The organism is Noviherbaspirillum galbum, from assembly GCF_010974945.1.
GTDB classification, from domain to species: Bacteria; Pseudomonadota; Gammaproteobacteria; order Burkholderiales; family Burkholderiaceae_D; genus Noviherbaspirillum; species Noviherbaspirillum galbum.
Genome location: NZ_JAAIVB010000008.1, coordinates 195,449 through 207,714, shown reverse-complemented (window position 1 = coordinate 207,714; position 12,266 = coordinate 195,449). Strand labels below are relative to the sequence as shown.

The 12,266-nt window shown below is 65.1% G+C and carries 9 protein-coding genes and 1 tRNA gene; 5 read left to right on the top strand and 5 right to left on the bottom strand.

The genetic code is table 11. The features are described 5' to 3' along the window. Positions 1-25: 25 nt before the first annotated feature. From G3574_RS02035 to gudD, 4 genes are all read left to right on the top strand, one after another. A tRNA-Ser gene (locus G3574_RS02035) sits at positions 26-115 on the top strand. 220 nt (positions 116-335) lie between these two features. Further along, the gene (locus G3574_RS02030) at positions 336-1,409 is read left to right on the top strand and encodes a LacI family DNA-binding transcriptional regulator (RefSeq protein ID WP_163960333.1); all 1,074 of its coding nucleotides are present in this window, start codon (positions 336-338) and stop codon (positions 1,407-1,409) included. 258 nt (positions 1,410-1,667) lie between these two features. Continuing rightward, the gene (gene kdgD / locus G3574_RS02025) at positions 1,668-2,579 is read left to right on the top strand and encodes a 5-dehydro-4-deoxyglucarate dehydratase (protein ID WP_163960332.1); all 912 of its coding nucleotides are present in this window, start codon (positions 1,668-1,670) and stop codon (positions 2,577-2,579) included. Between the two features lie 27 nt (positions 2,580-2,606). Further along, positions 2,607-3,974 carry a glucarate dehydratase gene (gene gudD, locus G3574_RS02020; RefSeq protein ID WP_163960331.1) on the top strand — a complete coding sequence of 456 codons (1,368 nt, stop codon included), beginning with the start codon at positions 2,607-2,609 and terminating at the stop codon, positions 3,972-3,974. 418 nt (positions 3,975-4,392) lie between these two features. Here gudD and G3574_RS02015 read toward each other — a convergent pair whose 3' ends face one another. Genes G3574_RS02015 through G3574_RS02005 form a run of 3 tightly spaced genes read right to left on the bottom strand, consistent with a single transcriptional unit; the run spans position 4,393 to position 7,861 of the window. After that, positions 4,393-6,162, bottom strand: a complete 1,770-nt coding sequence (locus G3574_RS02015; protein WP_163960330.1) for a putative bifunctional diguanylate cyclase/phosphodiesterase — start codon at positions 6,160-6,162, stop codon at positions 4,393-4,395. Beyond that, positions 6,159-7,460, bottom strand: coding sequence for a sensor domain-containing diguanylate cyclase (locus tag G3574_RS02010; RefSeq protein ID WP_163960329.1), 1,302 nt, complete (start codon positions 7,458-7,460; stop codon positions 6,159-6,161). The genes G3574_RS02015 and G3574_RS02010 overlap by 4 nt, the downstream gene beginning before the upstream one ends. Before the next feature lie 8 nt (positions 7,461-7,468). After that, positions 7,469-7,861, bottom strand: a complete 393-nt coding sequence (locus tag G3574_RS02005) for a phosphonate transporter (protein WP_163960328.1) — start codon at positions 7,859-7,861, stop codon at positions 7,469-7,471. Positions 7,862-8,686: 825 nt separating this feature from the next. On the opposite strand from G3574_RS02005, the gene G3574_RS02000 reads away from it, so the two are divergent. Further along, on the top strand, positions 8,687-9,901 hold the full coding sequence (locus tag G3574_RS02000; protein WP_163960327.1) for an MFS transporter: 1,215 nt from the start codon (positions 8,687-8,689) through the stop codon (positions 9,899-9,901). Positions 9,902-9,914: 13 nt separating this feature from the next. Here G3574_RS02000 and G3574_RS01995 read toward each other — a convergent pair whose 3' ends face one another. Next, entirely contained in the window at positions 9,915-12,011 is a 2,097-nt protein-coding gene (locus G3574_RS01995) for a putative bifunctional diguanylate cyclase/phosphodiesterase (RefSeq protein ID WP_163960326.1), read from the bottom strand. A gap of 95 nt (positions 12,012-12,106) precedes the next feature. Then, the gene (locus G3574_RS01990) at positions 12,107-12,253 is read right to left on the bottom strand and encodes a hypothetical protein (protein WP_163960325.1); all 147 of its coding nucleotides are present in this window, start codon (positions 12,251-12,253) and stop codon (positions 12,107-12,109) included. Positions 12,254-12,266: the final 13 nt, after the last annotated feature.

The window sequence follows — 12,266 nt, the reverse complement described above, 5'->3', positions numbered from 1 at the left end:
ATGAGCCGCTATAATGGGCGTCCTCGGAGACTTGGGTGAGCGGTTTAAACCAGCAGTCTTGAAAACTGCCGACGGGGTGACCCGTCCGTGAGTTCGAATCTCACAGTCTCCGCCAGGAAAAGCATCAAGAAAATTCTTCAACGCAGGGCCTGTCATCACCAGGCTTCCTCGCATTCTCGATCCATCGATCCTCCGTAAATCAGCTCGCTGCGCCTCTCCCACCCGGAGGTCGGCCCGGCAAGCGGCGCGACTTGCCTAGCCAATGCGCGTTTCGTCCTTCCATCACCCAGGCTTTCCGCATGACACCGCTACCATGCCGGTGATAGGATAAGCGGATGACGACCAAGCCCGACGACCTTCTTCCCAACGCCCAGACATCGCCCGAGCGCCGACAGCGCCGCAAGGGAAGCGGCATCACCTTGCGTGACGTCGCCAAACTCGCCGGCGTCGCGCCGATCACCGCCTCGCGCGCCCTGAACACGCCGGACGCGGTATCGCCCGCGGTGCTGGAACGCGTGCGGGAAGCGGTGGCGCGCACGGGCTACGTGCCGAACATGCTTGCGGGCGGCCTGGCTTCGCGCAAGAGCCGTCTGGTGGCGGCGGTCGTGCCGACCATCAGCGGCCCGGTCTTCCTCGAGATGGTGCAGGCGCTGACCGAAGCGCTTGCCGAGGAGGGATACCAGCTCATGCTGGGCCAGGGCGGCTATGCGGACTCGCGCGAGGATGCGCTGCTCGAGGCCATCATCGGCCGCCGTCCGGACGGCGTGGTCCTGACCGGCATCATGCGTTCCGAGGAAGGGCGCAGGCGGCTGCTTGCGAGCGGCATCCCCATCGTCGAAACCTGGGATCTGACGCCCACTCCGCTCGACATGCTCGTCGGCTTCTCGCATGAAAAAATCGGCGCGGCGGTGGCTGGTTTCCTTCACCAGCGAGGCCGCCGGCGGGCGTCCACCATCAGCGGCAGCGACGAACGCGCGGTGCGTCGCAACCAGGCGTTTTCCGATGCGGCGGTCGCGCTCGGCATGGCGCTCCCGGGAGACAAGGCGGTGCCTACCGTGATGGTTCCCGCACCGACCACGCTGGGCGGCGGGCGAGCAGGGCTGGCACAACTGCTCGAAGAACATCCCGGCATCGACGCGGTGTTCTGCAGCTCGGACCTTCTGGCGCTCGGAGTAATCATCGAGGCGCAGGCGCGCGGCATCAGGATCCCCGAAGATCTGGCGGTGATCGGCCTGGGCGACATGGAGTTCTCGCGCGACCTCCACCCCGCGCTGACCACCGTGCGCATCGATGGCACGGCGATCGGCCGGCGCGCGGCGAAGTTCATCATCGACCGCGTCGAGGAGCGGCCCATCGGCGAGCGCGTCTGCGACATCGGCTTTTCCATCATCGAGCGCGCCAGCACCTGACCCTCACCCGCTGCGCCTGGCGGCGCGTCGCGGCTTGCGCTTCCCATCTTCAAACCCTGCGGCTGCTTCCGGGCATCTAATGGTTTTCCACCCGTAAAACTGGTTTTCGTGTTCCTTCGTTGCCGCAAGCGAAGAAAGCAAAACCCGTTGACATGGACCTTTGGTACCGCTACCATGCATTTGGTAGCGGTACCATGCAAGCAAGGATGCAGCGTGTCTTTCCGCCGCTTTCACCTCATTTCCATCACAGGCGAACCCATGACACCCCAGGAACTCAAGCACGTGCTGCAAAGCGGCCTTCTGTCTTTTCCCTTGACCGATTTCGACGCCGATCTGAACTTCCATCCACGCAACTACGTCGAGCGCCTCGAGTGGCTGATGCCCTACGGCGCGTCCGCTTTGTTCGCGGCGGGCGGCACGGGCGAGTTCTTTTCCCTGGAGCCCGGCGAGTACGCCGAGGTGATCAAGACCGCGATCCAGACCTGCCGCGGCCGCATGCCCATCATCGCCGGTGCCGGCGGCGGCACCACGCTCGCCATCAAGTACGCGCAGGAGGCGGAACGGCAGGGCGCACAGGGCATCCTGCTCTTGCCGCACTACCTGACCGAGGCCAGCCAGGAAGGCCTGGTCGCGCACGTGCAGGCCGTCTGCAAGAGCGTGAAATTCGGGGTCATCGTGTACAACCGCGGCGCGACCCGCCTCACGCCCGGATCCCTGATGCAGCTCGCCGAGACTTGCCCGAACCTCGTCGGCTTCAAGGATGGCATCGGCGACATCGAAGCCATGGTGGCAATCCGCCAGAAGCTGGGCGACCGCTTTGCCTACCTCGGCGGCCTGCCGACCGCGGAAGTGTTCGCCGGCGCCTACAAGGCCATGGGCGTTCCGGTGTATTCCTCCGCCGTCTTCAACTTCATTCCGCGCACCGCGATGGCGTTCTACAACGCCCACGCCGCCAACGATACCGAGACAACCAACCGCCTGATCGACGAGTTCTTCCTGCCTTTCCTCGAACTTCGCAACAAGGGCCAGGGCTATGCGGTGTCCATCATCAAGGCCGGCGCCACCATCGTCGACCATGGCGCCGGCCCGGTGCGCCCGCCGCTGTCCGACCTTAAGCCCGCCGAAGTCGAGCGGCTCGCCGCGCTGATCAAGCGTCTCGGCCCGCAGTAAGCCCACCATTACAAGGATGACATTGCCATGACTCTCCAACACGCAGACGCTTCCGCTAACGCCGCGCGCCAGGGCGCGCCCGTCGTCACCGCCATGCAGGTGATTCCCGTCGCCGGACGCGACGCCATGCTGCTCAACCTGAGCGGCGCGCACGGTCCGTACTTCACGCGCAACGTCGTGGTCCTCACCGACAGCGCGGGCAACGTCGGCGTGGGCGAAGTCCCCGGCGGCGAACGCATCCGGCAAACGCTGGAAGACGCCCGGGAGCTGGTCCTCGGCCAGCAGACCGGCAACTACCGCGCCATCCTCAATGCAGCGCGCGCCGCCTTCGCCGACCGCGACGCCGGCGGCCGCGGGCAGCAGACCTTCGACCTGCGCATTGCAATCCATGCCGTCACCGCGCTGGAAGCCGCCTTGCTCGACCTGCTCGGCAAACACCTCGACGTCCCGGTCTGCGCCTTGCTCGGCGACGGCCAGCAGCGCGACGCGGTGGAAATGCTCGGCTACCTGTTCTACGTCGGCGACCGCAATGCCACCGATCTCGACTACCCGAGCGAGCCGGACGCCGACGACGACTGGTGCCGGCTGCGCCACGAGAAGGCGATGACCCCCGAAGCCATCGTGCGCCTCGCCGAAGCCGCATACCAGCGCTACGGCTTCAACGACTTCAAGCTCAAGGGCGGCGTCCTGCGCGGCGAAGATGAAATCGCCGCGGTCACCGCCTTGCACGAGCGTTTCCCGCAAGCCCGCATCACGCTGGATCCGAACGGCGGCTGGCTGCTGAAGGACGCGATCCGGCTCTGCCGGGGCCAGCACGAGGTGCTCGCCTATGCCGAAGACCCGTGCGGCGCGGAAAGCGGCTACTCCGGCCGTGAAGTGATGGCCGAATTCCGCCGCGCCACCGGCCTGCCGACCGCCACCAACATGATCGCTACCGACTGGCGCGAAATGGGTCACGCGATCCAGCTGCAATCGGTCGACATTCCGCTGGCCGATCCGCATTTCTGGACGATGCAAGGCTCGGTCCGCGTCGCGCAGATGTGCCATGAATGGGGCCTGACCTGGGGATCGCATTCCAACAACCACTTCGACATCTCGCTGGCGATGTTCACCCACGTCGCCGCCGCGGCGCCGGGCAAGATCACGGCCATCGACACGCACTGGATCTGGCAGGATGGCCAGCGCCTGGCGAAAGAACCATTCCAGATCAAGGGTGGTCTGGTCCAGGTGCCAAAGAAGCCGGGCCTGGGCGTGGAGGTCGACATGGCGCAGCTCGAAGCGGCCCATCGCCTGTACAAGGAAAAGGGCCTCGGTGCACGCGATGACGCGATTGCCATGCAATACCTCATTCCCGGATGGAAGTTCGATAACAAGCGTCCTTGCATGGTGCGCTGAGGTTGGAAGCCGCGCTTCGGCCGTGCGAGATGGGATCCCCGCCTTCGCGGGGATGACAGGGGCTATCGCGGATGACAGGGCGAACCCCGCCACTGGCGAAACCTAGGAACCGGCATCCGGCCTTGCCGCCGACAGCGACATCGACCGCGCCTGTGCCCTGGCATGGTCCGCCTTCGACGCCTACTGCGAAAGCAGCCTCGACCGGCGCGCCGCCTTCCTGGAACGCATCGCCGCCAATATCCTCGCGCTCGACGACAGCACCGGCGCCACCATGCTCACCGAGGGCATCCCTGCTACCAGGGCCTGCCGGAGGGATTGCAGCCCGCGGCCCTGCGCAACGACAACCCGCTGGGCATCGCGCGTCGGATCGCAGGCAAGCTCAAGCTGGCGTGATTCGCTGGCTTGCCAAGGGGGCCGTTCAGGCGAGATCCGCTTCGGCTTCCCGCGAGCGGGTCATCCAGGCGACGAGTTCTTCCGCCGGCAAGGGACGGCTGAAGTAATAGCCTTGCAGCTTGTCGCAGTGCAGGGCGGCGAGGATGTTGGCCTGTTCGCCGGTCTCGACGCCTTCGGCCACGGTCGTCATGCCGAGGCTGTGCGCGACGCGGATGGTGGCCTCGATCAGCACGCGATGGTGCAGGCTGCTGCCGGCGCTGTCCACGAAGGAACGGTCGATCTTGACGGTGTCTACCGGCAGCAGGTGAAGACAGGACAAGGAAGAATAGCCGGTGCCGAAGTCATCCAGGGCGAGCGATACGCCGAGCGCCTTGAGTTCGAGCAGGCAGGTCTGCACCGCGCTGTCCTGCACCGCGAGCGACTCCGTCAGTTCGAGCTGCAGGTCGGATGCCAGCATGCCCGTCGTTTCCAGCACGTCCTTGACCTGGCCGGCGAAGGAGGGCAGGGTCAGCTGGGCGCGGGACACGTTCACCGCCAGCCGGCGCGGCGCGGCATCGCCGTGCTCGCGTTTCCAGGCGACGAAATCGATGCATGCCATGCGCAGCACCGCATGGCCGAGCGGCACGATCAGGCCCGTGTCTTCCGCCACGCCGATGAATTCGAGCGGCGGAATCATGCCCCGGATCGGATGGCGCCAGCGCACCAGCGCCTCGACGCCGGCGAGGTGGCGCGACTTGAAGCCCTCGGCGGTAATGACCGGCTGGTAGTGGGTGAGCAGCTGTCCTGTTTCGAGCGCGGTACGCAACTCGCTTTCGAGTTCCCCGCGGCGCTTCGCCCGCTCCCGCATCGCGGGATCGTAGAGGCGATACCCGGCGCCTCCCGCACGCTTTGCTTCGGCCATCGCGATGCTTGCATTCTGGATCACGTCGTCCGCGCTCACCTCGCCCTGCTCGAGCAGCGAGATGCCGATGCTGACGCTGCAGGAAATGCTCTTGCCCGCCACTTCATGCACCCCGGTCAATGATGCAAGCATGCGTTCGGCGATGTTCCGCACGTCCTGCGGCCGCCTGAGGTGATCCAGCACGACGACGAATTCATCGCCGCTGAAACGGGCGGCCATCTGCTCTCCGGCAGCAGGCGGGTTGACCAGGTCGGAGCCGCGCAGCAGGCCGCGCAGCCTCTTGCCCATCGATTGCAGCAAGCCGTCTCCCACGGCATTGCTGAAGGTGTCGTTGATCGTCTTGAAGCGGTCGATGTTGACGAACAGCACCGCGGCGGTCCGCTCCGCCGACAACTGCCCGCCATCCAGCAGCGACAACAATCGTTCGCGCACCGCGAGCCGGTTCGGCATCTGGGTCAGGGCATCCACATGGGTCGCTTCGTGCAGCACCTCGGCGATGCGCTGGCGTTCCCGGTCCGCGTCCACGGTCACGTCGAGCAAGGCCAGCATGAAATGGCCGTCATCCAGCTTGAGCAGGCTGATCGACAGCGTCCGGGCAAGGTCGGGAAATGCGGGGCCGGACATGACCGTCGCCCGCAGCGCCTCGAACACCACGCCGCTCGACGGCGCGAAGCCCTGCACCCGCGCGCGCAGGTCGCTGATGGTGGGCTCCAGCACCGCGAACACGTTGTCGAGCATGCCGCTTTCGGCGAGCGGCATCAGCAGTTGCGAGGCGAGCGGATTGAGCATCTCGATCGCGCCGTCCCGGTCGAACTCGACCAGGCCGATCGGCACGCGATACATGAACGAGACGAGCGCCTCGTAGTCCTGGCTGGTGACTTCCGCCGCGATCATGCCACCACCTTGAGTTCAGTGCGCTGGTCCCAGGCGCAGATGCGGTTGCGGCCCTTCTGCTTGGCTTCGTAAAGAGCGCGGTCCGCGCGCTTGATGAGTTCGTCGATGTCGATGCAGCCAGCCTCGTTGGTGGCCACGCCGCCGCTGACCGAATAGGCGATGACTTCCCCGTCGAACGTGACCGGCTGGCTTTCCACGAGCTGGCGGAAGCGTTCCGCGCCGGCGAGGGCGGCGTCGAGATCCGTGGAGGGGAGCAGCACCGCGAATTCCTCGCCACCCATGCGGCACAGGCTGTCCACCATGCGGAAGCTCTGGCGCATGCGGTCGGCGAGGTCGCACAGCACGGCGTCGCCAGCCGGATGCCCATAGCGGTCATTGATGCGCTTGAAATTATCGGCGTCGAACAGGATCAGGGAAATGTGCCTCGGAACGATCTGCATGCGATCGAACTCGCGCTGCGCTTCCTCGAAGAAGGCGCGCCGGTTCGGCAGCCCGGTCAGGTAATCGCAGTACGCCGCCTTGAACTGGCTCTCCAGCGCCTCCTTCTTGTCGGCGATGTTGCGTATCACCAGGCAGTAGCGCCTGTCCGAGGTCGGTCCGGCGCTGTGCACCGGAACGATCAGCGTGCTGGCAAAGAACGGCGTGCCGTCATGGCGGCGGCATTGCACCTCGCGCAGGCTCCAGCCGCAGTCTTCCGCTTCGCGCAGGCGGTCGGTCAGGGCGTCCGGCGTGCTGGCGCCGGGCATGAAGAAGCGGTCATAGGGCTGGCCCAGGATCTCGCCTTCGCCCCAGCCGGTCAGCCGGCCGATGCTGTCGTTCCAGTCTTCCACCAGGCCTTCGCTGTTGATGCTCATCACCGCATAATCGCTGATGCCGGCAAGGATGGCATTGAGCCAGGCCTTGTTGCGCGACAGGATTTCCTCGCGCCGCACCTGGCCGGTAATGTCTTCCAGCACGGCCATCAGGCGGCTGTCATCGAGCTTCAGGAGGCTGAGGGACAGGAACTGGGTGTCCTTCTTGCCAGGCGTGCCCGCGCTGAACTGCAGGCGCAGGGCATCGCAGATGCGGCCGTGGGGCGCGGTGAATGCCGCGCAGCGCTGGCGAAGGTCGGGCGCGACGCCGGACAACGCATCGAACAGGTTGGTGAGCTCGCCGTTCTGCGTCATGGGCATGAGGAGCTGCGCAGACACCGGATTCAGCATCATGATGCCGCCATCATGCTCCAGCTGGACGAGGCCGACCGGCGCAAGATAGAGGAACTGGATCAGCGCTTCGTATTCATCTTCCAGTCGGGTCATGGCGATCCTCAGGGAAGACGATTCACGAGCACGTATTGCAGCGTCAGGGTAGGGGATGCCAGGAGGCGCAGCCGGACCTTGGTGGGGCGCATGCGCAAGGTGAGCACGTAGGGAATGGTTTCGTCCAGCGCGGTTCCGTTCGCGGCGGCTTCCTCGAAGCGGTGGGCAACCATGAAGTTGTTCATGCATGGCGCCACGTTCGTGAACAGCGCCTGGCCCAGCACCCGCTCGCGCGAAATGCCGGCGCAGCGCGACTCGAAGGCGTTGTAGCGACGGACGACGTTCGTCTTGTCGAAGCCGATCACGCCGAACTCGAGGACGTCGAGCGCCTCGTCGTCAAGCTGGTCAAGACTGCCGGCGATCGCCGCGTCGTCAAAGGCAAGCATTAGGCTCTCAGGCATGGCAACCCTTCTAGATGGTAGGAGCAACGAAGCGGACTACGGGCTTCCGCAGGCAGGACGACACGACGCGCGCAAGCTTGGGGTCGTCCGGCCCTTCGGCATGGACATCCGGCTCTGCCGCGCCCAGGTTGCGGCGCAGTACAAAATCGAATTGTCCAAGACAAACTTGCAATAGTCCTACTTTATCGCTAATATTTCCCGAAGTCAATAAACCTTGTCCAAGACGTTGAGCTAAAACGGCTGCCATTGATTTTGATCAACTGTTGGTTTTCGCGCGTCTTGCAAGCAAACCGGTGTGGGATAGCGGCCCTGTTGCATTTCCACACTTGTGCGCACCATCACAGCGACCGGATCGAAAGCCCGGAAAATACGAACCATCGTCAAGGAGGCCATCATGGGACGTTCTCTCTATCACCGCATCAGGACCAAATCGTCGGTTCTTTCCGTTGTCATCACCTTCCTGCGCGCGAATCGCAGCATTTCTGTCTAAGCCAAAGCGACACCGTCGCGTGTGGCAGATGTGCGGGCGAAAACGATGCCGGCATGCTCGATCTCGCGTACGGCTTCATGGTCTCGCCCAAATTTGCGTGTATGTACGGCGCGAATCCATCCAGCTTGCCGCTCTCGAACCTCTTCGACGACAACGTCCCGCGCTTGGCGGCATAGCGACTTGAGATCGACTTCCGGGTGAACGTCGACGGATCCGAGTACAGGTTCTATCCCTGAAACGGTGGCAGATTGTCCGTCCGGGCCCGGCCGACGGCGCCGCGGAGAATGGAGTAATCTCTTCTTCACACGCGACGTTCTTCCGACATGAGGCCTGACATGAGCACACAGCGGCAATTCTGGAGCCTGGTGATTTCCTCGGCGGCGATCCTTGCGGTCACCATGGGCATACGGCAATCCACGGGCCTCTTCGTCTCGCCGCTGAACACCTCGACCGGCCTTGGCATCGTGACCGTCAGCTTCGCGCTGGCGGTCGGGCAATTCGCCTGGGGCGCGGCGCAACCCTTGTTCGGCATGCTTGCCGACCGTGTCGGATCATTCCGCGTGATCGTGCTCGGCGCGCTGCTGATGGCCGCCGGAATGGCAATGACGCCCTTCATGGGCACCGGCTTCGGCCTGACCCTGGCGTTGGGCGTGCTGACCGCGGCCGGCGCCGGCGCCGGCAGTTTTTCCATCCTAATCGGCGCGGCGGCGCAGCGGCTTGCTCCCGAGCAGCGTTCGTCGGCATCGGGCTTCATCAATGCCGGCGGATCGTTCGGACAATTCCTGTTCGCGCCGGTAACGCAGGCGCTCATCAATGCCTTCGGCTGGGTCAGCGCGATGCTGACGCTGGCGGTCACGACGCTGGCCCCGGTGTTGCTGGCGATGCCGCTGCGCGAGCGTCCCGGCGTCGCCGAGGCGCGCGCCGCCGGGCAGGCGGGCGGCATGACGCTGGGCGAGCAGACGCGGATCGCCTTCCGGGACCGCAGCTACCTGCTGCTGCATGCCGGCTTCTTCACCTGCGGCTTCCACATCGCGTTCCTCGTGACGCACCTGCCCGGAGAGGTTGCCCTGTGCGGATTGCCTGCCGCCGTCGGCGCAACCTCGATCGCGATCATCGGCCTGGCGAACATCGTGGGCAGCATCGGCGCCGGATGGCTGGGCAAGACTTACCGCATGAAACTCATCCTGACCTGGATGTACGCGTCGCGCGCGGTGGCCATCGCGCTTTACCTCGCCGCGCCCAAGACCATGCTCACGTTCTACGTGTTCGCGGCGGTGCTCGGACTGACCTGGCTGGCCACCGTGCCGCCGACGGCGGGGCTGGTCGGGAAGCTCTTCGGTCCGCGCTACCTCGCGACCCTGTTCGGGCTCACCCTGCTCAGCCACCAGATCGGCGGCTTCTTCGGGGCCTGGCTCGGCGGCATCGCGCTGTCACGCACCGGCAACTATGACTGGATGTGGTACGCGGACATCGTGCTGGCGGCGCTGGCCGCCCTCGCGAACCTGCCGATCCGCGAAGCGCGGCCGGTGCTGGCTGCCGCGCCGGCGTAACAGGGTTCGTTTGTCAGCTGCCTGCGCTGCAGGTGCCGTCCTCGAGGATGGATGCAAGCAGGTCGGGCGGCAGCGGGCGGCAGAAAAGGAAGCCCTGGATTTCCTCGCAGTCGGTCTTTTCGAGGAAAGCGAGATGTTCCGTGGTTTCGACGCCTTCCGCGACCACCCGCAGGTCGAGGGTATGCGCCAGTTCGATGATGGCCGCGGCGAGGCGGTGCTGCTTCTTGTCGGTGTCGAGGTTCTTGCCGAGGAAGGAACGATCGAGTTTCAGGCAGTCGAGCGGGAATTCGCGCAGGTAGGACAGCGACGAGTAGCCCGTGCCGAAGTCATCCACTGACAGCTTGATACCATGCGCCCGCAGTTCGCCCAGCACGCGCCTGGATAATTTCATATCGTGCATGAGGCTGCTTTCCGTCACCTCGAGTTCGAGGCAATCCGGCGGCAGCGCATGCTGGCGCAGGGTGTCGAGCACATCTTGGATGAAGCGCGGGTTCGCCAGCTGCTTGGCCGAGACATTGACCGACACCGCCAGCGGACGTTCGAGCCGTGCGATCCAGGCCGCGGTCTGGCGCACGGCTTCCTGCAGGACCCACAAGCCGAGCTGTTCGATCAGGCCTGACTCTTCCGCCAGCGGAATGAAGTCCACCGGCGGGATGGGGCCCAAGTCGGGATGCGTCCAGCGCAGCAAGGCTTCCAGTCCGACGATATGCCTGCTGCCGAGGGCGATGCGCGGCTGGTAATGCACCGCGAGCTCCCGCCGGTCGATCGCGTGCTGCAAGGCGAACTGCAGGGCGAGGCGGCGCCTGGAAGCAGCGCCGAGTTCCTCGGTGAAGAAACGGTGGGTCCTGCCGCCCTCCGCCTTCGCGCGATACAGGGCGACATAGGCGCTCTGCAGCAGCTCGCGGTGGTCGGCGCCGTCTGACGCGGTGATGCTGATGCCTGCCGACATGTTCACCCGCACGCCCTGGCCGATCTGCGGCATGGGTGCGCCGATGGCATGCACAAGCTTTTCGGCGACGCGGGCCGCCGAGGTCTCGCCGTACTTGCATTCGGCGACGATGGCGAACTCATCGCTGCCGAGGCGCGCCACGATATCTCCGGGCCGCAAGGCCTGCGTGATCCGGGCTCCGACCTGCTGCAGGATCGCATCCCCGGCGTGATGCCCGAGCGTGTTGTTGAATTCGCGGAAGTGATCGATGTCGAGCAGCAGCACGGCCTGCACCTGGTGCTGGCGGTCGATGAGGCGCTGGCGCAGCAGGGTTTCGAAGAGCTGACGGTTGGACAGGCCGGTGAGGGCGTCCACCGTGGAGGCGCGCGCTTCGACTTCCGCTGCCCGCAGGCGGTCGGTGACGTCGCGCGTGACCTTGGTGAAGCCGATCACTTCGCCGAGCGCATTGCAGCGCGGCTCGATGATGACGCTGGCCATGAAGCGGGTCTGGTCCTTGCGCAGCCGCCAGCCTTCGGCGGCGAAGCGGCCGGCCTGGCACGCCGTCGCCAGCGCGGCCATGGGCAGGCCGCTCGCGCGGTCTTCCTCGGTGTAGAAGCAGGAAAAGTGGCGGCCAACGACCTCGTCGCTGGCATAGCCCTTGATGCGCGCCGCGCCGGTATTCCAGCTCGTGATCACGCCCTCTGCCGACAGGGTATAGACGGCATATTCCGCCAGGTTCTGCACCAGCAGCCGGAACTGCTCTTCGCTGGCGCGCAGGGCTTCCTGCGCGCGCTTGCGGTCCGTCATGTCACGGGTGATCTTGGCGAAGCCTGAGAGGTCGCCCGCGCCGTCGGTGATGGCATTGATGACCACGCTTGCCCAGAAGCGCGTTCCGTCCTTGCGCACCCGCCAGCCTTCGTCCTCGAAGGTGCCGGTCTGGCGTGCGATGCGCAGGGCCTGTCCGGGCTTGTCGGCAGCGAGGTCGTCGGCGGTATAGAAGCGGGAAAAATGCAAGCCGAGGATTTCATGCGCGCGGTACTGCTTGAAGCGCTCTGCGCCGGCGTTCCAGGATTGCACGTTGCCTTGCGGGGAAAGGACGTAGATCGCGAATTCGGAAATGGCGCCGATCAGCTGCTGGAATAGCTCCGGCTTGATGTTGCTGTTTGCGAGGGATGGGACCATTTCCATCGATTGGGAAGTCGGGCGCGAGAGGCGAAGCCGGCACAAAGAACGTTGTGCTAGGGAACGGGCGCGAGCCCGTTGCTAAAGCCCAAAGTTTAGATGATGGGAGGAATCGCTTCAAGGAAATTTACTAAAAACCGGCATGCCTGTTGCAGGCTGATTGCCGCCGCCACGGAAGGCGAAAACAAGGGCGAGGCAAGAATGAAAAAAACCATGACCGGTCGCCCGGTCATGGTTGTCATTGCTACCGCCTGG

What these genes read in the sequence shown, in the direction of transcription:
- G3574_RS02030 (WP_163960333.1), top strand. Translation starts at nt 336, where the DNA reads ATGACGACCAAGCCCGACGACCTTCTTCCCAACGCCCAGACATCGCCC.
- kdgD (WP_163960332.1), top strand. Translation starts at nt 1,668, where the DNA reads ATGACACCCCAGGAACTCAAGCACGTGCTGCAAAGCGGCCTTCTGTCT.
- gudD (WP_163960331.1), top strand. Translation starts at nt 2,607, where the DNA reads ATGACTCTCCAACACGCAGACGCTTCCGCTAACGCCGCGCGCCAGGGC.
- G3574_RS02015 (WP_163960330.1), bottom strand. Translation starts at nt 6,162, where the DNA reads ATGATCGCGGCGGAAGTCACCAGCCAGGACTACGAGGCGCTCGTCTCG.
- G3574_RS02010 (WP_163960329.1), bottom strand. Translation starts at nt 7,460, where the DNA reads ATGACCCGACTGGAAGATGAATACGAAGCGCTGATCCAGTTCCTCTAT.
- G3574_RS02005 (WP_163960328.1), bottom strand. Translation starts at nt 7,861, where the DNA reads ATGCCTGAGAGCCTAATGCTTGCCTTTGACGACGCGGCGATCGCCGGC.
- G3574_RS02000 (WP_163960327.1), top strand. Translation starts at nt 8,687, where the DNA reads ATGAGCACACAGCGGCAATTCTGGAGCCTGGTGATTTCCTCGGCGGCG.
- G3574_RS01995 (WP_163960326.1), bottom strand. Translation starts at nt 12,011, where the DNA reads ATGGTCCCATCCCTCGCAAACAGCAACATCAAGCCGGAGCTATTCCAG.
- G3574_RS01990 (WP_163960325.1), bottom strand. Translation starts at nt 12,253, where the DNA reads ATGACAACCATGACCGGGCGACCGGTCATGGTTTTTTTCATTCTTGCC.